The organism is Aeoliella straminimaris, from assembly GCF_024054565.1.
Taxonomy (GTDB): domain Bacteria; phylum Planctomycetota; class Planctomycetia; order Pirellulales; family Lacipirellulaceae; genus Aeoliella; species Aeoliella straminimaris.
This window is the reverse complement of sequence record NZ_JAMXLR010000023.1, coordinates 38,740-61,055: the sequence shown is the minus strand read 5'-3', so window position 1 is coordinate 61,055 and position 22,316 is coordinate 38,740. Positions and strand designations below refer to the sequence as shown.

The window sequence follows — 22,316 nt, the reverse complement described above, 5'->3', positions numbered from 1 at the left end:
GTGAATTTGTCCTTGGTCATTTTCGCTTCGTCCCCTCTGCCGAGGTCAGTTTCCCGCAAATGACGCCCGCAGCCGACCAACAAGGCCGCCTGGTCATCATCTCCGGGCCATCGGGGGTGGGAAAGTCGACCATCGTGGCGGGGTTGATCCAGCGGCTCTCGCCCAAGATTCGTCTGAGCGTATCGGCCACAACCCGCGAGCCGCGCCCCGGCGAGGTGAATGGCCGCCAGTACCACTTCCTTTCGCCCGAGGAGTTCGCGGCTCGCCGCGAGGCGGGGGAATTTCTGGAATGCATGGAGGTTTTCGGCCGCGGGCACTGGTATGGCACCCTTTTTGACGAGGTAAGGCCTAGTCTAGCGGCCGGGCAATGGGTTATTCTGGAAATCGACGTGGACGGTGCGCGCAAAGCCCGCGAGCAATTCCCCCAGGCGGTGACCATCTTTATTACGGTCGAGTCGGACCAGGAACTCGAGCAGCGACTTCGGTCTCGGAAGACGGATACCGAAGAAGCGATCCTCCGCCGACTGGACGTGGCCCGTCACGAGATGGACCAAGCCAATACGTACAAGTATCGGGTGGTGAACGACAAGGTCGAATCCACCATCGACCAGATAGCAAACATCCTCACGCAAGAGGGACTCGAAGTATGATCGACGCTTTGAAGGAAGAAGAAATCGTCAACAAGGTGGGCGGGCGGTTCAAGCTCTCCACGCTCATCCAGAAGCGACTGGTTGCCATCAACGGTGGCGCCCGTCCGCTGGTGGATGTAGAAACCGACGAGAAGATGGAAATCGTCGTGCAGGAAATCCTGCAGGACAAGATCTTCCTCGACCAGTCGGGCGAAGTCCGCACCGTGGTCGGTGAACCGACCCCGATGGACGACGGCCCCGAAGTCGACCTTTCCGCACTGTAAGCTGCCACAGTCCCAAACCCTCCCTCGGGGAGGGTCGCGGTCTCAGCCGCGGGGAGGGGAGTACTAGCCAGCATCTTTCGACCACTCACAGGTGGACGCCTTGGCCCTCCCCGGCCCTGAGAGGCCGACCCTCCCGGAGGGAGGGTGAAGTTCGTGATTGAGCGCGCGGCTGGACGTTCCCCGCTTGATCCCAATCGTTCCCCACACCATGCCCTCCGAAATCCTTATCGGCGTTACCGGCGGCGTGGCTGCCTACAAGACGGCCGCGCTGGTGAGCAAGCTCGTACAAGCCGGGCATGGCGTCTCGGTGGTGATGACCGCGAGTGCCGAAGAGTTCGTAGGCGCAGCCACATTCCGCGCACTCACTGGTCGCGGGGTCGCCACGCATTCTTTCCCGCCCAACACGCATCCCTTGGGCCCGCACATCGAACTGGCGCGGCAGGCTGACCTGCTGTGCATCGCGCCGGCGACGGCCAACATCCTGGCCAAAGCGGCCGGTGGCATCGCGGACGACCTGCTCTCGACGCTGCTCCTGTCGTTCGAAGGCCCCGTACTGATGGCCCCGGCGATGAACTGCGAGATGTGGGCCAAGCCCGCGGTGCAGCGGAACGTCGCCCAAGTGAAAGAAGACGGTGTGCACCTCGTCGGCCCCGACGAAGGCTGGCTCAGCTGCCGCGACAAAGGTGCCGGCCGCATGAGCGAACCGGAGGCAATTGCGGCGGAGATTGAAAAGCTGCTTGGTGGTTAGCGTTTTGAATTCGACGCGGATGGCGCGGATCTCGGCGGATGATCGCGGATTTGGACAGAAGATAACAGAGGAAGCAGAGAAGACGGAACCGCACGTCAATCGTGCTGAAGTGTTGGCCACGGATGAACACGGATTGCGATAGAATCGGCTTCCACCAAGCCCAGCCCCGAAGGGGCGAAATAGGATAGCCCAGGGCAAACGCGGACGAGGCACGAGTCCAAGTGCAGCCCTGGGTTAGTTGGAAAACCAAACCAGCGGTCGAGGAGCAGCTTATCCACTAGCTGGAGTGTGACCGAGACCGCAAAGAGCCGCAGCTAGCCGAGGTCGATAGGGTTCTACGGACGTAGGTGTCACGCAGAGGCGCGGAGACAGCAGAGGAGATGAGACGCGGATGATCGCGGATTGGACAAGTGAGAAGGTGCCCTAAGAAAATGAAGCCGAAGTAAGTTCATATGTTCCCATTTGTGCAGGGCATTTGTTGCATTTTACGTGACCGACCGCGTGTTCGCGTTCTCGACGACATACAGCTACGAGCTGTATAATCCGTCGTACTCACGTGTTATCCGGTGCAGTGCAGTAGAGTTCTTGTTCACCGAGCACCAAGGTTCTGGCTGGATGAAGTGCAGTGGGCACAAGCATTGATGTAGTCTTTTCGAGACCGGAAAATTGTGATCGAACTTGCATATCGCAGAGGTTGAACTCTAGCCTCGCCGAATGCGCCGTCCAACTTCGAGTCATCCAGGAGCACGCTTGGTATTCGTTCGATTGTGAACCATGGGAAGTAGTTTCCATTCCGGCAAATCCTGGCGAACCTGAATACCTGTTCGATGATGGGCCCTACGGCTTTGATATGCACATCTATGATTGCGTAGCTTGTCTCGGACACGCCGAACGATTTGCTCGTGTACACGATGAAACTTCGCCAGTAGCAACTTCGCTTCAGCAAGCAATCACGAAGATCGTCGAAGTCTTAGTTGGGCCCGAACAGTTTGCATGTGTTGCGAGTGGAATGGGTGACTCTGACAAAGCGCTCGACTTGGCCTACTATCAGCGGGCGGCACTTTCAGATGTAGTGTTAGAATTGCGCGCATCGCTTGGAGAGCCCGCAACGAAGTGGTCCGAGTTGAACGGCGATGGCTATAAGTGGGCTTTGATCGGTTAGCACGCCCGAACGATGGTATGCACTGAAGTGGCGGTTGTCAGCGTCGTTTGAACTCACAATCCAATCCCGCTACCCTGTGATGGTGGCCGTCACCTGCCACACCGTCAAACACCTACGCCACTACTATCCGCGAACATCCGCTCCAATCCGCGTGAATCCGCGACTGATTCCGAACCTCCGCCGTCTCCGCGTCTCTGCGTGACATGAAACCCAAGAAACCCCATGGCCAAAATCCTCATCACCTCCGGACCCACTCGCCAGTACATCGATCCGGTGCGTTACCTGACCAACGCGTCGAGTGGTCGGATGGGCGCGGCGCTCGCCACGGCTGCGCTGGAGCTTGGGCACGAGGTGGTGATCGTCTCGGGGCCGGTGGAGGTCGACTATCCGCCAGGGGCCACCGTGGTGCCGATCACTTCGACCGAGGAGTTGATGGAGGTCGCCCGCGAGCAGTTTGCCAGTTGTGATGGGCTCATTGGGGCGGCGGCGCCGTGTGACTACCGGCCCGAGCGGGTTTCGGATCAGAAAATCTCCAAGACGGGTGAACCTCTCTTGTTGGAGCTTGTCGAAACAGACGACGTAGTGGCCACCCTGGGCGCCGAAAAAGACCTCGATCCCGAGGAGAAGCGGCGGTGGGTGGTCGGATTTGCCCTGGAGACCGAGGACCACCGCCTGCGGGCGCTGGCCAAACTGGAACGCAAGCACTGCGACCTGATGGTCTCCAACGGAGTGGAAGCAATGAACGCCCTGGAAAACTCAGTCGAGATTCTCTGCCCCGAGGGCGAGGTGCTGGCCGAGTTTGCCGGCAGCAAAACCGACGTGGCCCGTGGCGTATTGCGCCTGGTGGACGAGCGTTTGATCCGCCGCAATCGCTGAGTCGTGGGGCTTACCCCGTAGCGATTGCCCATTTTTGCCGCTAAAATCAGCGGATTGCCGATCAATTCTCCCCTCCCCCCAGTGCGTGCTATGTCGAAACGCGTTGCTATCCTCGGAGCCTCGGGCTACACCGGACTGGAACTCATCCGGCTGCTACTCAGGCATCCCGAAGTCGAGATCACCGCGCTCGGCACCCGGCAGGAGGAGAATCCTCACGTCTCCGAGGTCCATCCACAGCTCACGGGCCAGTTGGACCTGCGGCTGGAGCCGCTCACCGCCGAACAATTGGCCGAACGAGCCGACAGCGTGTTTTGCTGTCTCCCCCACGCCGCCAGTGCCGAGGCGGTGGCCCAGTTGATGGAGCATGAACTGGATGTGGTCGACCTGAGTGCCGACTATCGCCTGCGAGACAAAGACGTTTACGAAAAGTGGTACGGCGTCACTCACCCCGATGCTGGACGATTGCCGAGCGCCGTCTACGGCCTGCCCGAGCTTTATCGCAACCAAATCAAAGCCTCGCACCTGGTGGCGAACCCAGGCTGTTATCCCACGTCCGCCATCCTGGCTCTCTACCCGTTGCTCAAAGCCGGGTTGATCTCGCCAGCGGGCATTAATATCGACAGCAAGAGTGGTGTTTCCGGCGGTGGACGCACCCCCAAGCCGGCGTTCCACTATCCCGAGTGCAACGAAAGTCTCATGGCCTACGGCGTCGGCGCGCATCGCCACATGCCGGAGATCGACCAGATGCTCACCGAAGCGGCGGGCGAATCAGTCGAAGTGCTGTTCACGCCGCACCTGGTGCCGATGGACCGCGGCATCCTGAGCACCTGCTACGCTACGCCCGTGGGTGACGTGGATACCGAAGGGCTGATGGCGTGCCTCCGAGAGACTTACGCCGACGAGCCCTTTGTCGACGTGGTCGACAAGCCACCCACCACCAAGCACGTCGCGTTCACCAACCGCTGCCACCTCACGGCCCGCGTGGTCCGCGGGCGGGCGCTCGTGATCAGCGTGATCGACAACTTGATCAAAGGCGCGAGCGGCGCTGCGGTGCAAAACTTTAACCTGATGCAAGGCTACAAGGAAACCACGGCGTTGATTTAGAAGAATGGCTGGCAGAGCCCCCACTGGCTCCCTCTGCCCCAGGTTGTTGGGGAGAAGGTACAAACTACCAAATCGATTTCGGCAGGCGAACAAAGCACCATGACACCCCATTTTCCCATCGGATTCTCCGGCAACGCGGTTCACGCGGGCATCAAGCAAACCGCGGGCAAGGAGGACGTGGCGCTCATCCTGTCTGATCGGCCGACAGTGGGGGTAGGCGTCTACACGCAGAACCTGGTCTGCGCAGCGCCAGTCACGTACGACCGATCGCTCACGCCCAGCGAGAAGATTCGCGCGGTGGTGATTAATTCGGGCGTGGCCAACGCCTGCACTGGCGATCGCGGGGATGAGGATTGCCAGAAGATGGCCACGATGGTGGCCCAAGCATGTGGCCTGGACGAGGGCCAAACGCTGGTGCTGTCGACCGGTGTGATTGGTGTTCACCTGCCGATGGAGAAGATCGAAAGCGGCATCAAGCAAGTCTCGCAGTCGCTGTCCAGCGACGACGATGCGCTCGAGCGAACCGCCCGTGGCATGATGACCACCGATACGGTCACCAAGAAACGGGGCCGGCAGTTCGAGCTCGATGGCGTGAAGCTCACGGTGACAGGCATCGCCAAAGGGGCGGCGATGATTGGGCCCAACATGGCGACCATGCTGTCGGTGGTAATGACGGATGCCAACCTCTCGCCGCGCGACGCGCATCAAGCACTGCAGGACGCCGTGAGCGAAACGTTCAACTGCATTAGCGTCGATGGGCACACCAGCACCAACGACACAGTGCTGCTGCTGGCCAACGGCGCGGCAGGCGGGCCGGTGCTCGAGGGTCGCAACTTGGATGCCTTCCGAGCCACACTGTACGAAGTGTGCGAAGACCTCGCCCAGTCCATTCCGGCCGACGGCGAAGGGGCCACCCACCTGGTAACGGTCGAAGTCCATGGCTGCCGCACACGAGCTGAAGCGGTGAAGATCGGCAAGACGATCGCCGATAGCCCGCTGGTCAAGACAGCCATCCACGGCGCTGATCCCAACTGGGGCCGAGTCGTCTCGGCGGCGGGCTACGCGGGCGTGCCGTTCAACCCGCACCACGTGAGTCTGCACATCAACGGCCTGTTGGTGTACGAACGAGGTGCACCAGTCGACTTTGATGAAGCGGCCGTGTCGAAGAGCATGGCCGAAGAGCGCGAGACGAGTTTGCTCTTGATCCTGGACGAAGGAGCGGCCGCTGCGCGGTTTTGGACCACCGACCTTACGGCGGAGTACGTCCGCCTGAACGCCGACTACACAACCTGATCGCACATTGATGACTGCATTGGCGCGGATACGCCAGGCCCTATTCGCCCTGGCCGCGGTTTTCATAATCGCGGTTACGGGACATCACATCCTCACCGGCGGCAGTTGGCTCTCCAGCGTTCACTACTTTGTGATCACCGTCTCGGGCGTCGGCTACTCGGAGGTGAGTGACACGCCACCGGAGCTGCAACTCTACTCGATCTTCGTCATCCTCATCGGCATGTTCGTGGTCGGTTACACGATCACTATGCTACTGCAGTCAATGATCGAAGGGCAAATCTACCGGGCCTTAGGAATTCGTCGCATGACTCAAGAAATCGAACACCTGTCAGGTCACACCATAATCTGCGGGCTGGGCCGCATGGGACAAACGCTGGCCGAGGAGTTCGCCAGCCGCGAGGAACCCTTCGTGGTGATCGACGAGGACTCCGACAAAGCGCTGGCCGCGCGTGCCGAGGGCACGCTGATCGTCACGGGCGATGCGTTGGACGAAGAATCGCTACTCGCCGCGGGCATCAAGCGGGCCAAGGTGTTCGTGGCGGCCCTCCGCTCGGACGCCGATAACGTGTTCCTTACACTCACGGCGCGGAACCTGAACCCTAAGCTGCGGATCATCTCCCGCGGCGAGCTACCGGCCACCGAGAAGAAGCTTCGCCAGGCCGGCGCCGACGACGTGGTGCTGCCCGCGGTGATCGGCGCCCGGCGGATGGCGGCCATGGTCACGCAGCCGCACGCTACGGAGTTGATGGACCTGATGGTGAGCGACAAGACGCTGCGGGCGGACCTGGAGGAGCTCGTTCTGCCACCAGAATGCCCGCTGGTCGGCCAGTCGATTCGGGGAGTGGCCCTGCAAGCAAATCACCAAATTCTACTGCTCGGCATCCGCCGCTCAGGAGGGGAAATGCTTTTCGCCCCCCACGCCGACACAAAATTTACGGCCGGCGACGCCCTGATTGCGTTGGGAAAACAGGGCGATTTGCGGGTTTTTCGGCAGGCTCACGGACTCTAGTGCTTGCAAAGGTGGACGTGGCGATCCATATTGCCTCGAATTGCGTAGTACCGTAAAGGTGTGCCGCGATTGCTTGCCGTGGTGGCAAAGTGTGTATGTCTGCGCGATTACAACGTTTGCGATGGCGCAGGATTTGCCCCTCGTGGAAGTCCAATGGCGACTCGCAAACCGACGCAGAGGTAGACTGGAGCATACCTTTTCGCATGCCGACCCACCTGGACGCGGTCGGAACATCTTTTCGGAGGAGGCACCGGATGGCACGTCGTAGGAACGCTTGGCTGGTATCATTTGCACTGGTTGTAGCGACCACATGCAGCAACGCGGCCGTACAAGCCGAAGAGCAGCAGGCCAGCAAAGGCAAGAAGAACGAGCCGGCCGAAAAACTGGCGTCGTTTACGGCGCCGTTTCCCAAGCAATCGGCTCGGCGCACCGACCACCCGCTCTACCCTGCCCTGGTGCTGGCGGAAGACTCGCTGGAGTCGATCGAGAAGAACATCGACGACTACACCTGCAAGATCGTGCGTCGCGAACGCATCGCCGGGAAATTGGGCAAGTACGAATTCATCAACGCCAAGGTTCGCCACGAGCAACAAGCCGAGGGCGACGCCCAAACACCGTTCAGCGTTTACTTGCAGTTCGACAAACCGGCCTCGGTGGAAGGCCGAGCGGCACTGTTCATCGATGGCAGCCACGGTGGCCGTGTGCTGGTACGCCGGGGCGGTCAGCGCATGGCCTACATGACCACGTACATCAAACCCGACAGTCGCCTGGCGATGCGGGAGAATCGCTATCCAATTACCGATGTCGGCTTCAAACGCCTGGTCCAGCGACTGATCGAAGTGATTGAGAACGACATGCAGTACGACGAGTGCGAAGTGACGTTCTACAAGGGAGCCAAGGTCGACGAACGAACCTGCACCCGTATCGAAGTGGTTCATCCCGTCGAGCGCGATCACTTCACCTTCCACAAGGCGATGGTGTTTGTCGACGACAAGGACAAGATTCCCGTTGGCTACGCCTCGTTCTACTGGCCCCGTGAGGCGGGCGGCAAACCACTGCTGTTGGAAGAGTACATCTACACCGATGTCGACTTGAACGTCGGACTGCTGGACAAGGACTTTGACCGCGAAAATCCCGACTACGCGTTCAGTCGCGATCCGGAAGAGTCGGACGACGAGTAGAAGGGCGATTCGTCCCCGTGCCGTGAAGGCAGCAGCCTCCGGTGCGATTCCACTCTAATTCAGTCCAGCGCCAACTCCACTTGCTGCTCGAACTGCTCGCGGGCGGGGTCGTTCGTGTCTCGCATCCAATGCCACAGCCGTTTCGACATGGCGGTGGCGCGTGGTGTGTACTGATCGTTGGGCTCCGCAATCAAGTTCACCAGGCAATCGGGGTCGTTTTCGAGGTCGTACATCTCCTCGGTGGTGCGATAGAGAAAGTGCTGCACTCGGGCGGCAATGTCCGGATTGTTCTTGGCGGCCGCCACCATGGCACGCATCGAGCGGCCGCTTTGCGACTCGTTGCGGAAACGAGTGTGGCCATCGGCCCACCCATTCCAGATGTAGAGATATTGCCCGTCCTGCACTCCCCGCATGGTGTACGCGTTTTTGCCACTGGTGGTGTTGATCATGGTAAACACTCCGTTTCGCTCGGGCTGCTGCCGTCCCTCGAGCAGCGGCACGATGGAGCTTCCGTCGGTATCGGGCAGATTCTCCAAGCCGGCCGCTGCGAGCAACGTGGGCGCCACATCGACCCCACTGACGAAATGCTCCGCATCGCGGCTTCCCGGCGTGGTGACGCCCGGCCAGCGTACAATCCAGGGCGTATGATTCGAGTGGTAGTAGCAGTTGGTTTTCGCGAATGGCAGCGGCATCCCGTGGTCGCTCATAAATAGCACGACCGTTCGATCGGCCAGCCCCGCCTGCTTCAGCTCGTCGAGAATCGCGCCCACGATGTCGTCCGCCCGATGCACCGAGGTGAAGTACTCGGCCATCTCGCGCCGCACCGGCGGCAAGTCGGGAAGAAAGGCGGGAACCTCCGCCTGCTGCGGAGTGATCGTGCGGGTGACGGCCGGCCGTGGGCGGTACTTTTCCTGCTTGCTGCCGGCAAACGGCCGATGTGGGTCGTGCAAGTTCGCCATGATGAACCACGGCTTGCTGGCCTCTTTCGCCTCGGCCATGGCACGCTGAACCGCCTCGACGTAGTGCGACTCGCTGCGGCCATGCCCCAAGTCGCGCTGGTTGACTTTCAAATCGAACGAGTCCGCCCGGGTCGGCACTACGTGATTTGTCTTGCCAATCAGCGCGTTGTAGTACCCGGCCTCCTGGAGGGCTTCAGGCAGGGTCGGCACGTCCGCGTTAATCGGGTCGAATCCCAGCGCACCGTTGCGGTGCGGGTATCGCCCCGTCATCCACACCGCCCGCGTTGGTTGGCAGATGGCGATGTTCACAAAGCCGCGATCGAACGCCATGCCCTCGCTGGCCAGCCGATCGATGTTTGGTGTGATGCCTTCCAGCTCGCATCCAAAAGCCCCCACCGAATCGCAGTTCATGTCGTCCACGGTGATGAACAACAAGTTCATCCGCTCGGCCGCCGTGGCAGGAGCAGCGAGAAGCAACAGCAACGCAAACGCACGAAGACATCCCAACTTCATCGACTCAACTCCTATGATGCGTGTCTCTATTTGATCCACCCTTCCTGGCGATACCACTCGATGGTCTGCAGGTATCGTTCAGGCAGTGGCGCGGCGGGAACGAAGTTCGTTTGGCTAACCAGTTTGGCTGGCGACGCGACCCAACCGCTGGCGGTGCCCTCGCACATTTTGTCCCAGTTCAGTGGCGACTGCTTACCGCGGATTCGCCCGCCGAGTTCACCAAAAGTGGCGGCCAAGGCCAGAGCCCACTTGCGAACCCGGAGTATGCGAATCTGGCGTCCCAAGGCCTCGCCGATCATGTGTCCCATTTCGGTGTACGACGACGGCACCGGATCGGCCGCGTAGTACACACCGCTCGACCTGGGATCGGTGGGGTCGAGTCGCTCACCATACCGCGCGGCCAACAGCAAGGCCGCAGCCAGGTCGTCGGCATGCACCAACGACAGCGGCAATCCTGGCCGATGCACCACGTGGACTCCTGTTTTTTGCAGGCTACGTACTAGCACCAACCCGGCACGGTCGCCCGGACCAAACACCACCGGCGGGCGAACGATGGTGGTCGGCACCTCAGCCGCCCATTCGCGGGCGGCCAACTCGCCAGCTAGCTTACTACGACCGTAGTTGGAAATCGGCTCGGGTGCATCCTTTTCGTTGAGGGCACGTCCCGCAGGCGAAGGCCCGGCCGCTGCTAGCGAACTAACTACTACTAGAACTGGAGGATTCGACTCGGCCGCGCACGCAGCGGACACATTTGCGCAGCCCGTTTCGTTCACTTTCGTGAACTCATCGTAATTGGGGGCAAACGTCCGTCCGGCCAAATGGAACACAAAATCCACGTCGCGGACTGCCGAAGGCAGCGACTCGGGGTCGGTAACATCACCAGTGGCTAGTTCGACCCCCAGGGCCTTTAGACGCGAAACATCGGCGGTGGGACGCGTCAGGCAGCGGATTTCTCCCCCCGCTGCTTGCAGCACTTGCACCAGCCGGGGCCCGATAAATCCCGTTGCGCCGGTGATGAGACAGCGAGGCATGGCAACCAGGGCAGGAGCTGATGTTTCGCGAATTGCGTAGGGCGTCTACACTTCGCCCCATGTCCGAAGTACGCATCATACCCGTTTCCACCCGCCGTGAGCAGCGTGAATTCGTCGATCTGCCATGGCGTTTGTACCGAGACGACGAAAACTGGATCCCGCCGCTCATTCACGAGCAACGGGGGCTGCTCGGCTATCGCCGGCACCCGTTCTACCAGGCCGCCGAGGTGCAGACGTTCCTCGCTCAGCGTGGTGGAGAAACCTGTGGGCGGATCGCAGCCATCGTGAATCACGCCCACAACCAGTGGCACAAGGACAAGCTGGGCTTCTTTGGCTTCTTCGAGTCGGAAGACGACCTCGAAGTGTCGGCGCCGCTGTTCGAGGCGGCCGCCAAGTGGCTGGCCGATCGCGACATGACTTCCGTTCGCGGCCCATGCAATCCATCGATCAACTACGAATGGGGTCTATTGGTCGACGGCTTCGATAAGCCCCCCATGTTCATGATGACTTACAATCAGCCGTACTACGAACAACTGATCAGGGCCGCCGGCTTCGAGAAGGCGCACGACCTGTTCGCCTTCTGGGGACACGTCGGCATGCTGTCACAGATGGATGACAAGCATCGGGTGATTGACGAAGGCATCCGCGAACGGTTCGGCATCACTTTGCGGCAGATGGATCGCAAGAAATTCCGCCAAGAAGTCGAGATGTTCCTGAACATCTACAACGAGGCCCTGTCGGCCACCTGGGGATTCGTTCCCCTGTCGGAGGCAGAAGTCGCCTCGACGGCCAGCCAACTGCGGCACATGATCGTGCCCGACATGACACTGGTTGCCGAAGTCCGAGGAAAGCCGATCGGCGTGATCTTCGGTCTGCTAGACTACAACGAGCGAATCCGAGAGATCAACGGACGGCTCTTGCCCTTTGGCTTTCTGAAACTGCTCAGGCGGCGCAATGAGATTACTCGCATGCGGGTGATCAGTGCCAACGTAATTCCCGAGTACCAAAGCTGGGGGGTCGGCATCTCGCTTGCGCGAGGGCTGATCGAACCGGTACTGAAACACGGCGTCACAGAAGCCGAGTTTTCCTGGGTGCTGGAGTCGAATGACCTGTCGCGTAAGACGCTGGAAAAAGCTGGCGCCATTCGCTATAAGACTTACCGGCTGTTCGAGCGTAACCTGCCGTAACGCGGCGGAACGTTATCGCGCCGCCTCGGACACTTCGGCGGCGATCGGTGTGCAGGCGTGGTCGGGGTAGTCGATCACCATCTGCACAATTGCTGTGGGCATATCGCGCGTAAAGCTGGTGGCGGCCACCGACTGCTCGATGAGGCGTTTATTTGCTTCGCGCGTGTAGTCGCGAAACTTACTCACCACGTTCCCACGCAGCGGGGTCTCGATGTCCAGTACTCTGGCGGGACGGGCTGGGTCGAATTGGCACTGCCCTAGATCGATGACACGATCTGTCGGTTGCTGTTGTGTGCGAAGGTACATCTTCTTGGACTGCAGGTCGTAGACGATCTGCCAGCGCGTCGACCTGTGACTGACGGTGCGAATCGTATCGAACGCCAGTTCATGTGCCTCGCCGCGATCGGCCTCGGCCTGTTGGGCCGCTCGAGCCAGTCGTGCATAGCGGCTCATGGAATGGTTATCGCGGGGAATTGCCTCGCTTCCACCGAATCCCTGATAAGTCCCAATCTGCCGCAGGCACTCAGCGCAGGTGTCGTTGGTGATCTGAGGATACTGCAGGCCGTCACCTCGATGTACGACCAGGCGACCTTTAATGAACTCAATCACGGCACAATCACCCGTCGCGTCGCTCACAAAGTAGTGCACTTTCACACCGCCGAACGAATTGATGCGAATCTTGTTGTCGCTTTCGACCACCTCCGCGACGGACGAAGCCGTATCGAGTTGATACTGCACCCACTGAGCGGCGCTCACCGACGGTCGTTCGTCGACGGCCGGATACTCGGTCTCATCCAACCACAGCACGGCAATCGCCAGCCCCTGTTGGTTGATTCCGTCCACTGGCAGTTCACGACCATACTGATTGACGGTGACGCTGCCGTACTTGCTGGTCCACTCGGCCGGATTGTCGAAAGCCAAGGCCCGCTTGGCAATTCCAGGCTGATTGATCATTAGCAGCGCGTTGCCAATATGCCAGTCGTAGTTCCGCGCCATGACCGGCCGGTTGGCCAATTGCAGCAGGACGGCCGAACAGCCTTGGGCCACTGGCGAGCAGGCCACACTAGCCAGTAACAGAGCAGACGAAACAGCAAGCGTTCGATGCATAGGTGGTGCTCCCGGCCCCTGGAATTTGAATTTCGTGCCATCACTATTGGTGATTTACGCCCCAAAATCAACAGAGATTCGTTGCTAGATGTACCACATCGGCTCGCAACCTCCTCCGGCATATTCCAGCAGGTCGGCCAGAGATATTCCCTCGAGTCGCTCCTGCTGGGCGGCTTGTGCCTCCCGGCACGCAGAATAGAGGGCGCCGCGGAGCCCATCGCGTTTCGCCTCTTCGGTGGGCGGCGAATCGCTGCCTTCGAGGACGGCGATCACTTCGCCCAGGCTAATTTCCTCCGGAGCACGGGCCAGCTGATAACCGCCCGCCGCGCCGCGTGTACTGTGCACCAGCCCGGCACGCTTCAGCTCCAACAAGATCTGCACCAGAAACCGTGATGGAATGCCGTGCTCGGCAGCCACCCGGCGTATTTGCACGGGCTCGCCCTGCGGATGCTGTTCCGCCAGGTGCAACATCGCCAGGCAGCCATATTCGGTTTTCGCGGAGAGTTTCACTACGAGGTGCGTGGGTTAGAAAGTGAGTCGGTCCGTAGTTGGAAGTCCGGGGGTGAACGGGACTCACCTACTACCTTACTTACCAGTTTGGCCAATGAGCATTGATTTCTGGAGAGGATTACCACCATTCCGGCTTGCTTAGATACCACTGCCCTGCTGCTCGACCGAATGCAAACCACACTCGGTCTTGGCGGTGCCGCTCCATCGTCCGGCCCGTTCATCGGCTTCGCCATCCGTCACCGCGCGCGTGCAGGGCCAGCAGCCGATGCTGGGATAGCCTTGGTCGTGCATCGGATTGTAAGGCACGCCTTCTTTGACGATCCGAGCCCAGACGTCTTTCTTGGTGGCATTCGCGAGGGGGCTGATCTTTACCAGATTGAATTTCTTGTCCCACCCCACGATGGCCGACTGCGCACGATCGGCACTCTGGTCGCGACGAATGCCGCTCATCCAAGCGGATCGTCCGGCGAGGCCGCGGTGCAACAGTTTGATCTTGCGATCGAAGCAACACTGATTGGGATTGGTCTGGTACAGCGGCCCGCCGTGCGCGGCCTCGTACTCGGGTACCGTGAGCTCCGGCTGCAGCATGTCGACTTCCAGGCCGTACTTCTCGGCGATCCGATCACGCAGGTCGAGTGTGGCCTGAAACTGATACCCCGTGTCGAGATTGAATACGTAGGTCTGCGGCGCTACCTGAGCAAGGATCGACAGAATCAGGCAGCCCTCGGGGCCGAAGGCCGTGGCCATGGTCAGGCCGTTGCCGAATCGCTCCGCCGCCCAGGCCACAATCTCCTCCGGCGTAGCGGTCTCCAGCTTCGCGCTCGCCTCGGCCAATTCGGCCAACAGCTCGGGGGTGGGCTCAACGGCAGAAGGGGATGCGGTGGGCATAACAACAGGTAACTCGCTGGTGCTGGTGGCCATAACGGGACCTCGGAGCAAAAAACAGGCGCCGGAACGGCGACCTCGGCAGAATGTTATGTAAGTTGCTAAACAAAGTCAAGTATCCATCACCACGTATCGGTCGCCAGCCGGCCAATCCTGCAACTTGTAACGATTTTCGCACCAAAACACGGACCGCTTCGCGGCCCTGCAGTGTTTGGAATCAGGTGCTGGCAAGCTGCCGGCGCTTGTCCGCAATCAACTCAAGCAGCGCCTTCTGTGGGGTGGCGAACTTGGCGATGCCTTCGGACATCAGCGTTTTCTCCAGCTCTTGCATGTCGACCAGCTTGTCGATCTCATCGAGCACCGCCTGCGGGGGCAGCTGGTCCACGGTCCGCGTGAATTCGAGCCCACTCTCCTGCACCGCGTCGTTGGTAGCCGGAGGATTGGTCTGGATGTCACTGCCGGCCAGCGCCGCGACGTACTTCCATGCGGGGTCTTCCGGCTTCTTGCTGCCAGTGCTGGCAAATACGATCTCCTGATGCAGCGGCGCTTCCTTGCCACCCCAGAACTGCTGGTTGTCGGCCCACAGGCGTTTGGCGTTGACGATGCCCACCTGCCCCTGTGCGGCCTCGCTGAGCGATGGCACGTGTTTCTCCGTGTAAACGTCCACCCGAGAAATGAAGATGCTGTACACGCTCTTGAACGACTGCAGCGACCGACGACGCTGCGCTCCCTGCCAAATGGCATCACGCGCTTGCTGGTACTGCCGCTGGGTGAAGATGAGCGTAACGTTCAGCGGCACGCCAGCTGCCGCCAAAGGCTGCAGCGCCTCGAGACCAGCTGGCGTTGCTGGCACCTTGATCATGCGGTTGCGATGCTCGCTGCTCCACCGCTTGCCCAGTTCGACATACTGCTCCACCCGGTCGACGTGTGGCAGATCGCGATCGGGATCTTCCAGCAAAGGATCGAGCTCGAAGCTCACGTAGCCGTCGTTGCCGCTGGTGGTTTGCCAGACGGGCGCGAACACCCGCTCAGCGTCCGAGACGATCTGGTCGGTCAGCGACCAGGCAATATCGGCGTCGGTCGCATCACCGCTGGCCATGAGCGAGCCAAGCTGTTCGTCAAACCGGCCCGTCTTCACCAGATCGGCGATGATGATGGGATTGGATGTCGCGCCGGTCGCACCGAGCGCGCGATTTTTCTGCACCAGATCAGGATCAACGGAATCGAGCCACAGTTTCGTGCCGCAATGAATCAGAGATTCGAGTGGGGAAGACATGCGTTAGCTCCTATGAAGTGTTGCTGGTTGTTCGGTGGAAGACCGGGGCGGAGACGGCAGTCTGCGCAATCGAGGTAATCGCTGCGCATTGTACGGTTGGTGCCGATTCGACGGATTCTAACAGTAATTCCTTTATTGCGGGCGGCAATCGGACGATGAACCACCACAGGTGGACACACCGCGCGTCCCCAGGGGGGTAACGATCGCCCCAAGCATCGATTCGGTTGGCTCGTAACGGAGTCGTCAAACCCGTCGATGGCGATCGCTTGCCTATTTGAATTAGGGCACGGGACGACAGGAGAATCAATCCGTGACCAGGCAGAACTTCGCATCAATTCGAATTTGTTGGGCATTGGCCGCTGTGGCGGCTTCCGGTGCAATTTACGCGCAGGATTTAACGATGCCCCCGATAACACCTCCTGCCGAGTCGGCTGGACCGATGGAGGTAGTCCCACCAGGCATGGAGGACTCCACGCCACTGGGTGTGCCAGAGGACCTGTCTAGCGGTCCCGAATCGGTACCCATGGGCGAGTACGGCGACTACCATGCGCTGCATCAGTCCAACTGCGACATGTGGGGCTGCCAACCGGCACTCACCGCCAGCAGTGGCACGTGGTTGCGTCGCGGTTGGTGGTACACCGAAATCGAAGCGGTGGTGCTGAATCGCATGTGGAAACGCGACGACATGACACTTGGGCAAGACAGCGGCTCCACGCGTAAGCTGTTGCTCAAGCGGTCCGATCCGGGCGCCGCGGGTAACGTACGTCTGACGCTGGGCCGCTTCCTGTTCCGCGACGTCGAAAATCGCGATCATACGATCGAATTCACCGCTTTCGGTGGTGGCGAGTCGACGCAGGACGACACCCTGACCAGCTCTACAGACGGTCAAACGCTGTTCGTGCCGACGGGAATCTCGGACTTCAATCCAGCATTCGACGGCGCCGAATCGATGGTGGTCGACTACGACAGTCGCTTCAACAGCTTCGAAGTGAACTATCGTGTGAAAGAGCGCTTGCGTCGCGACCGCATGATGCTCACACCGGGTGGCGAATGGGTGCGTACCACCAACGAGGGCCTTACCAAGCAGTTCCTGTTTGGACTTCGTTACTTCGACTTGGTCGACACCCTGGACTGGAGTGCCACGAACATCTCGACCTTCGCCAATGAAGATGGCAACTACCACGTCGTGACCAACAACGACATGTTCGGAGTGCAGCTTGGCTGCAGCCTGTTGTATGAACGCGATCGCTGGAATGTCGAACTGATGGGCAAAGGTGGTCCCTACATCAATGATGTCAAGGCCAAGTCCAGATTTACCATCACCAACGACGAGGACAGCAGCTACAGTGTCAACAATCGGGACACCACGCTCAGCTTTATCGGCGAAATGCAGCTGGTCGGCCGCTATCACCTGCGTCCCAACATCTCGCTGAAGGCGGGCTGGCAGATGATGTACGTTTCGGCGGTGGCCATTGCCCCCGATCAGCTGAATTTTTCGCCGGATGAGGGCCGTTTTCCCTATACTGGCGACCCATTTTACAATGGTGGCATTTTCGGCTTGGAATGTTACTGGTAGGCTGGTGCTACAAATCATTCACCTACCGCCCGCCTTCCTGAGCCCCCTCCACCGGAATGGAACGTCCCACCTTCCTCGACCGCCAGCCGCTTGGCATTCCCAACTACCTGGCGATTGCTTTGGTGGCGGTGTTATTCGTGGCGGTGATTCCTAGGGGTGCCCGCAAAGCACTCGAGACCAACACCAACAACGTTGAGGACTGGCTGCCGGCCAGCTACACCGAATCGCTGGACCTCGTCTGGTTCCGCCAGCAGTTCGGCAACGAAGCGTTCATGGTGCTCAGTTGGGACGGATGCACGCTCGGCAATACCGAGAAACTCAACCAGCTGGCTCAGCGGCTCGCCAACGAGCCCCTGACACCCGAGATGGCCGAAGAGGCCGGCGTGGCACCTCACGCCGACCGGCGAATCTTCGCACGGGTAATGACCGGCCCTGATATGATCGATAAGCTGGCGAATCCGCCGGCTAGCCTCGATCGCGACCAGGCCATCGAGCGACTCACCGGCGCGTTCCTCGGACCGCCGACAGTCGAGGGAGACGACTCCACACGCACGACTTGCCTGATGGCGTACCTCAGTCGGCAAGCAACCAGTAACAACCGCACGATGCGAATGGGCATCGAGCGTGTGATCGAAATCGCCACGCAGGACTACGGCATTAAAGCCGAAGAACTGCACATGGGCGGCCCGCCGGTCGACAACGTTTCGATCGATATCGAGGGCGAGCGAACTCTCAGCAAATTGGCGGGGCTCTCCGGGCTGGTCGGCATCGTATTGGCTTACGCTTGCTTCCGCAGCCTCCGGCTCACAGGCATGGTGCTGTTCGTAGCCGTCGTGTCTGCCGGCGCGAGTTTGGCCACTGTCTACTACTTCGGTGCAGTCGAAGTCCTGGCCATGGGCGCCGATTCGGCCAGGCTGGGCAAGCTCGACGCCATCTTGATGTCGATGCCCGCCGTGGTCTACGTGCTGGGCCTGTCGGGTGCCATCCACCTGGTGAACTACTATCGCGATGCCGTCGATGCGGGCGGGCGCCGCGGCGCCGTCGAGCGCGCCGTCCGGATGGCACTAATGCCGTGCGGCGTAGCGGCATTCACCACTGCCATTGGGTTGGCTTCGCTGGCCAGCAGCGACATCTTGCCGATTGAGAAATTCGGCGTGTTCTCGGCCATCGGCGTGCTGCTCGCACTGGGGCTGCTGTTTTCCATCCTACCCGTGGCGTTGCACCGCTACGCTCCGCCCAACTTGGCCCCTGGCGGTGGCGAGTCGGGCTCTTCGCTTCCCGGCTGGGCCCGAAGGGCCGTCGAGGGCATTTGCCATCACCACGGCTGGGTGGCTGTCGGTTCGACGCTGCTCATGGTCCTGTTTGCGTTCGGACTGCCCCGCATTACCTCGTCAGTCAAACTCATCAAGCTGCTGGATCCCCAGTCCGACTTGGTGCAGGACTACGCTTGGCTCGAACAACACCTGGGGAATCTCGTCCCCATGGAAGTCGTCATCGCCGTGCCCGAAGCAATGAGGCGGGGCGTCAACGATCACCCCGAGGCCGATGGCGAACACTACGCAATGGCCACGGTCGAACGCCTGCGGCTGATCCGCCGGATCGGTCAGCACATCGAGGCCCTGCCCGCGGTGAGTCGCACGCTCAATGCCTCGACGTTTTCACCAGGCGAGATGGAAACGCGTTCGCCCTCCAACCGCCGCACGCACGATTACGTTGTCAGCGAAGCGATCGATGAAAACCGCGAAACGCTGCATGAGTTTCTCACCTGGGAGAAAGACCCCGACAGCCCAACAGACGATGGAACTCACCGCGAGTTGTGGCGAGCGTCGGCCCGAGTCGCCGCCCTGTCCGATATCGACTACGGCGAGTTTGTCCGCGAACTTCGCGACACTGTCGAACCGGTGCTCGATGCCTACCGTGCCCGCAGCCACCTGGTGGAACAGCTCAACCAACAGGACAAGCAGTTGGTCGGCGCGCGGATCTTGCTGGTGGTACCCGAGGACTTTTCCGCCGAAGACGTGTTGTTTGCCGAACTGCTTCGCGAAGCGGGTGTCGAAACCGTTGCCAATGGCAGGCGAGGCAAACTGCACGAAGTGGCTGCCGAGTCGCTAAACGACATGAGCGACAAGGCGCGCGAGCAAATCACTCAGCTCGACGCCATCGTCACGCGCGATCCGGCCATTGCCAAAAAGCTGGCCGATTTACAGCTTCCGGCCATCAATGTGTCTACGGATAACATTGAGGGCGAAGATGGACTGGTGGCCATCTACACCGGCGTAATGCCACTGGTCTACAAGACGCAACGGCAACTGCTGGTAAGCCTGCAAGAAAGCCTGGTCATGGCGACGCTGCTCATTGCGGTGGTGCTGATGGTGCTGCTGCGAAGCATCGGCGGCGGGTTGGCTGCCATGATCCCCAATCTGTTCCCACTGGTCGTAGTGTTTGGCGGGCTCGGTTGGCTCAGTATCCCCGTCGACATCGGCATTATGATGACTGCCAGCGTTGCGTTGGGGGTTGCCGTGGACGATACCATTCACTTTGTCAGTTGGTTCCGCCGCGGCTTGAGTGTGGGGATGTCGCGATACGATGCGGCCATCGAAGCCTACGAGCGCTGCGCCAAGGCCATGGTGCAAACCACGCTGGTGGCGGGGCTCGGCCTGGCTGTCTTTTCCGTCAGCACCTTTACCCCCACTAAGCAGTTCGGCTACCTGATGGTTACCATCCTGGCCGCGGCGTTAGTGGGCGATCTCATACTTCTACCCGCCCTGCTGGTGGGCCCAATTGGCGCCTTGTTCCGTGCCACGCGTCGCGCGTCCGACGACCTGTCCGAGCTGATGACTAATGTCGACACGCCAGCAGACCAGGCGGAACATGCCGCGTCTCAAGTTGCCGCTACGACTTCGACACCGCCGGCAACAACCACCGCCACCAATCCGGTAGCCGCCGCCCCGCCCGAACCGCCGCCAGCGGAACAGCCCGTCGAACAGCAGGAAACTGCTCAAGCGACGACCCCCACCGTCGAAGCGGGGCCCAGCGAAAGCATCAAGCCGAACGAAACCCCCACTCTGGCGAACGTCGCTCCTCACCCAACCAACTCGCCCGCTCAAAATGGGGCATCGCATCACAACGGCGCACCCAAGCAGCAGGCCGCAGAAGACAGCACCGACGCGCAGCAACCATTGTCTCCGCGCCAACACAGCGGGGAGCCCATCGGCCAGCCTCACAGTGACCTCTCCCCCGCCAACGCCGAACTCCACGAGCGCCTCCGCCGCTTTCGCCGCGACCAATCGCCCCGCTAGCACGGCAAAATGAGGGTCCATCGCCCCGTCGCCCACCTCTGTGGGCCCACTGGCATCCTTCTCATGGCATGCTATATTAAAGGGCTCGGCAGCCACCCACCCTGGTGGCTCCCGACCCCCTCAGGGGCGCGTAGCTCAGTTGGTTAGAGCGCTTGCTTGACATGCAAGAGGTCACAGATTCGAGTTCTGTCGTGCCCACTTAGACTTACGTCGATTCAAGCCACTCTGGCGCAGTAAATGGCGCAGTAAACCGCTTCCCTCCCAAGCCTGACCTATACTTGGGCAAGGGGAAACGATTGTGCCTAGAAAACGTAAGGGCCCGTGGCAACGGGCCGAAGACAACTGCTGGTACACCACAGTAGGCCGCAAAGTCCACAAGCTCGGCACAGCCGACACGCCTTGGGACGAAATCGAGCGGGCCTACCACGCCCTACATTCCAAGGGCGAAGCGCCGGCTCATCTGACAGTAGCGCGGGTCTGCGACGACTTCCTCGACTTCTGCCAGCGTCAGCGGTCGAAATCCACCTATGACTGGTACGCCAACTACCTGCGCAACCTGGTGGCATTTGTCGGCCCACGACTCAAAGTCGAGGACCTGACGCCGAGAACGGTCGGCGATTGGGTGGATCGCAGCTATGGTGAACTATCAGACTCCGCTCAGCACGCCGCCGCACGGTGCGTGACGCGAGCGATGAACTGGGCCGTGAAGGAACGGATGATACGGGAATCGCCGCTTGTGGGCTACACCAAGCCGTCGCCCAGCTCAAGAGAAATAGCGGTTACACCAGCGCAGTACAAGGAATGCTTAGAGCATGCACGCGGCCCGTTTCGCGACTTGCTGATATTCCTCTGGGAAACAGGCTGCAGACCGCTAGAAGCCCGGACTATCGAGGCTCGATGGATCGACGGCCCGAAGGTTGTCCTGCCAACCATGAAGAGCAAGGGCAAGAAAAAACGGCGGGTGATCTACATGAACGAAACCGCGGCAGAGATAGCCGCTCGTTTGGCTGGCGAGAATCCAACCGGCCCGATCTTCCGCAGCAGTAAGGGCAACCCCTGGACAAAGAGCTCAATCAACTGCGCATTCAAGCGGCTCAAGAAGAAGACCGGAATGGACTGGCTGTGCGCCTACGCCTTGCGGCACGGCTTTGCGACCGAATCGCTAAAGCGTGGTGTGGATACGACGACGGTTGGCGTCTTGATGGGCCACGCGAATCCGAACATGGTCGCGAGGGTCTATCAGCACTTGGCGCAAGATGATGACTATCTTCTTGGCGTGCTCAAGCAGCCACATGACGGAACTTTGGGCGGTCCCGATAGTCCTCAAGCTGCTGCCGGGTAATCGTGATGCGCCGGCCCACGCGGGTATGGCGCAGGGCGTTCTCTGAGCACAGCTTGTAGACGGTTTCCTTCGATACACCAAGTTCGTCAGCCGCCTGCTTGACGCTGAGCGGACCATTTCCGGGTGTGGTTTCGATATTCGCGCCCGCCGGGTTTGAGTGCTGCAACTGCATCTCAGTTTGCGTTAGGATCGCGGCTGCGGTGGTATCGTCGGTCTTACCTAGCCAACGGGCATAAGTCTTTTCAACTATCTGGCGCGCGTTGGCGTCGCGGTCGGTAGGCGAAGGAATTAGTGGTGCGGATGACATGGGTCGTGTTTCTCACTGTTCTACTCTCTGCGACGTGG

Annotated in this window: 19 protein-coding genes and 1 tRNA gene; 13 read left to right on the top strand and 7 right to left on the bottom strand. The window is 60.4% G+C overall.

What is annotated here, in order from left to right:
* Positions 1–59 precede the first annotated feature (59 nt).
* The 8 genes from gmk to NG895_RS05530 all read left to right on the top strand — a co-directional run bounded on the left by gmk (position 60) and on the right by NG895_RS05530 (position 8,286).
* Positions 60–650, top strand: a complete 591-nt coding sequence (gene gmk / locus NG895_RS05565; RefSeq protein WP_252851475.1) for a guanylate kinase — start codon at positions 60–62, stop codon at positions 648–650.
* Positions 647–913, top strand: a complete 267-nt coding sequence (locus NG895_RS05560; RefSeq protein ID WP_252851474.1) for a DNA-directed RNA polymerase subunit omega — start codon at positions 647–649, stop codon at positions 911–913. Before gmk ends, NG895_RS05560 begins: the two co-directional genes overlap by 4 nt.
* Positions 914–1,121: 208 nt before the next feature.
* The gene (locus NG895_RS05555) at positions 1,122–1,661 is read left to right on the top strand and encodes a flavoprotein (RefSeq protein WP_252851473.1); all 540 of its coding nucleotides are present in this window, start codon (positions 1,122–1,124) and stop codon (positions 1,659–1,661) included.
* A gap of 1,384 nt (positions 1,662–3,045) precedes the next feature.
* Positions 3,046–3,699 carry a phosphopantothenoylcysteine decarboxylase domain-containing protein gene (locus NG895_RS05550; RefSeq protein ID WP_252851472.1) on the top strand — a complete coding sequence of 218 codons (654 nt, stop codon included), beginning with the start codon at positions 3,046–3,048 and terminating at the stop codon, positions 3,697–3,699.
* Between the two features lie 81 nt (positions 3,700–3,780).
* Complete coding sequence (gene argC, locus NG895_RS05545; protein WP_341871431.1) at positions 3,781–4,803, top strand: N-acetyl-gamma-glutamyl-phosphate reductase; 1,023 nt, start codon at positions 3,781–3,783, stop codon at positions 4,801–4,803.
* A 99-nt stretch (positions 4,804–4,902) separates the two neighbouring features.
* A complete protein-coding gene (gene argJ, locus NG895_RS05540; protein WP_252851470.1) occupies positions 4,903–6,096 on the top strand; it encodes a bifunctional glutamate N-acetyltransferase/amino-acid acetyltransferase ArgJ in 1,194 nt (397 codons plus the stop codon).
* A gap of 10 nt (positions 6,097–6,106) precedes the next feature.
* Positions 6,107–7,105, top strand: coding sequence for a potassium channel family protein (locus tag NG895_RS05535; protein ID WP_252851469.1), 999 nt, complete (start codon positions 6,107–6,109; stop codon positions 7,103–7,105).
* A 254-nt stretch (positions 7,106–7,359) separates the two neighbouring features.
* On the top strand, positions 7,360–8,286 hold the full coding sequence (locus NG895_RS05530) for a DUF1571 domain-containing protein (RefSeq protein ID WP_252851468.1): 927 nt from the start codon (positions 7,360–7,362) through the stop codon (positions 8,284–8,286).
* 59 nt (positions 8,287–8,345) lie between these two features.
* Here the strand turns inward: NG895_RS05530 and NG895_RS05525 are convergent, their stop codons facing one another.
* Positions 8,346–9,758 (bottom strand): sulfatase family protein, encoded by a 1,413-nt coding sequence (locus NG895_RS05525; RefSeq protein WP_252851467.1) that lies wholly within the window; start codon positions 9,756–9,758, stop codon positions 8,346–8,348.
* Between the two features lie 26 nt (positions 9,759–9,784).
* Positions 9,785–10,789 carry an NAD-dependent epimerase/dehydratase family protein gene (locus NG895_RS05520; protein WP_252851466.1) on the bottom strand — a complete coding sequence of 335 codons (1,005 nt, stop codon included), beginning with the start codon at positions 10,787–10,789 and terminating at the stop codon, positions 9,785–9,787.
* Positions 10,790–10,848: 59 nt separating this feature from the next.
* Between NG895_RS05520 and NG895_RS05515 the strand changes: the two genes are divergently transcribed.
* A complete protein-coding gene (locus NG895_RS05515) occupies positions 10,849–11,976 on the top strand; it encodes an N-acetyltransferase (protein ID WP_252851465.1) in 1,128 nt (375 codons plus the stop codon).
* A gap of 12 nt (positions 11,977–11,988) precedes the next feature.
* Here the strand turns inward: NG895_RS05515 and NG895_RS05510 are convergent, their stop codons facing one another.
* From NG895_RS05510 to NG895_RS05495, 4 genes are all read right to left on the bottom strand, one after another.
* Entirely contained in the window at positions 11,989–13,083 is a 1,095-nt protein-coding gene (locus tag NG895_RS05510) for a linear amide C-N hydrolase (protein WP_252851464.1), read from the bottom strand.
* A gap of 84 nt (positions 13,084–13,167) precedes the next feature.
* Complete coding sequence (locus tag NG895_RS05505; protein ID WP_252851463.1) at positions 13,168–13,593, bottom strand: RrF2 family transcriptional regulator; 426 nt, start codon at positions 13,591–13,593, stop codon at positions 13,168–13,170.
* A gap of 138 nt (positions 13,594–13,731) precedes the next feature.
* Positions 13,732–14,481, bottom strand: coding sequence for a phosphoadenylyl-sulfate reductase (locus NG895_RS05500; protein WP_252851462.1), 750 nt, complete (start codon positions 14,479–14,481; stop codon positions 13,732–13,734).
* A gap of 214 nt (positions 14,482–14,695) precedes the next feature.
* The gene (locus NG895_RS05495) at positions 14,696–15,754 is read right to left on the bottom strand and encodes a transaldolase family protein (protein ID WP_252851461.1); all 1,059 of its coding nucleotides are present in this window, start codon (positions 15,752–15,754) and stop codon (positions 14,696–14,698) included.
* 400 nt (positions 15,755–16,154) lie between these two features.
* Between NG895_RS05495 and NG895_RS05490 the strand changes: the two genes are divergently transcribed.
* The 4 genes from NG895_RS05490 (at position 16,155) to NG895_RS05475 (ending at position 21,971) form a co-directional block, all read left to right on the top strand.
* Entirely contained in the window at positions 16,155–17,330 is a 1,176-nt protein-coding gene (locus NG895_RS05490) for a BBP7 family outer membrane beta-barrel protein (protein WP_252851460.1), read from the top strand.
* A 56-nt stretch (positions 17,331–17,386) separates the two neighbouring features.
* Positions 17,387–20,629, top strand: coding sequence for an efflux RND transporter permease subunit (locus NG895_RS05485; RefSeq protein WP_252851459.1), 3,243 nt, complete (start codon positions 17,387–17,389; stop codon positions 20,627–20,629).
* 124 nt (positions 20,630–20,753) lie between these two features.
* Positions 20,754–20,827 (top strand) — tRNA-Val (locus NG895_RS05480).
* 100 nt (positions 20,828–20,927) lie between these two features.
* On the top strand, positions 20,928–21,971 hold the full coding sequence (locus NG895_RS05475; RefSeq protein ID WP_252851458.1) for a tyrosine-type recombinase/integrase: 1,044 nt from the start codon (positions 20,928–20,930) through the stop codon (positions 21,969–21,971).
* Here NG895_RS05475 and NG895_RS05470 read toward each other — a convergent pair.
* Positions 21,910–22,278, bottom strand: a complete 369-nt coding sequence (locus NG895_RS05470) for a helix-turn-helix domain-containing protein (RefSeq protein ID WP_252851457.1) — start codon at positions 22,276–22,278, stop codon at positions 21,910–21,912. The genes NG895_RS05475 and NG895_RS05470 overlap by 62 nt on opposite strands.
* Between the last annotated feature and the right edge of the window lie 38 nt (positions 22,279–22,316).

Coding starts and splice junctions, on each gene's coding strand:
- gmk (WP_252851475.1), top strand. CDS start 60: ATGACGCCCGCAGCCGACCAACAAGGCCGCCTGGTCATCATCTCCGGG.
- NG895_RS05560 (WP_252851474.1), top strand. CDS start 647: ATGATCGACGCTTTGAAGGAAGAAGAAATCGTCAACAAGGTGGGCGGG.
- NG895_RS05555 (WP_252851473.1), top strand. CDS start 1,122: ATGCCCTCCGAAATCCTTATCGGCGTTACCGGCGGCGTGGCTGCCTAC.
- NG895_RS05550 (WP_252851472.1), top strand. CDS start 3,046: ATGGCCAAAATCCTCATCACCTCCGGACCCACTCGCCAGTACATCGAT.
- argJ (WP_252851470.1), top strand. CDS start 4,903: ATGACACCCCATTTTCCCATCGGATTCTCCGGCAACGCGGTTCACGCG.
- NG895_RS05535 (WP_252851469.1), top strand. CDS start 6,107: ATGACTGCATTGGCGCGGATACGCCAGGCCCTATTCGCCCTGGCCGCG.
- NG895_RS05530 (WP_252851468.1), top strand. CDS start 7,360: ATGGCACGTCGTAGGAACGCTTGGCTGGTATCATTTGCACTGGTTGTA.
- NG895_RS05525 (WP_252851467.1), bottom strand. CDS start 9,758: ATGAAGTTGGGATGTCTTCGTGCGTTTGCGTTGCTGTTGCTTCTCGCT.
- NG895_RS05520 (WP_252851466.1), bottom strand. CDS start 10,789: ATGCCTCGCTGTCTCATCACCGGCGCAACGGGATTTATCGGGCCCCGG.
- NG895_RS05515 (WP_252851465.1), top strand. CDS start 10,849: ATGTCCGAAGTACGCATCATACCCGTTTCCACCCGCCGTGAGCAGCGT.
- NG895_RS05510 (WP_252851464.1), bottom strand. CDS start 13,083: ATGCATCGAACGCTTGCTGTTTCGTCTGCTCTGTTACTGGCTAGTGTG.
- NG895_RS05500 (WP_252851462.1), bottom strand. CDS start 14,481: ATGCCCACCGCATCCCCTTCTGCCGTTGAGCCCACCCCCGAGCTGTTG.
- NG895_RS05495 (WP_252851461.1), bottom strand. CDS start 15,754: ATGTCTTCCCCACTCGAATCTCTGATTCATTGCGGCACGAAACTGTGG.
- NG895_RS05490 (WP_252851460.1), top strand. CDS start 16,155: ATGCCCCCGATAACACCTCCTGCCGAGTCGGCTGGACCGATGGAGGTA.
- NG895_RS05485 (WP_252851459.1), top strand. CDS start 17,387: ATGGAACGTCCCACCTTCCTCGACCGCCAGCCGCTTGGCATTCCCAAC.
- NG895_RS05470 (WP_252851457.1), bottom strand. CDS start 22,278: ATGTCATCCGCACCACTAATTCCTTCGCCTACCGACCGCGACGCCAAC.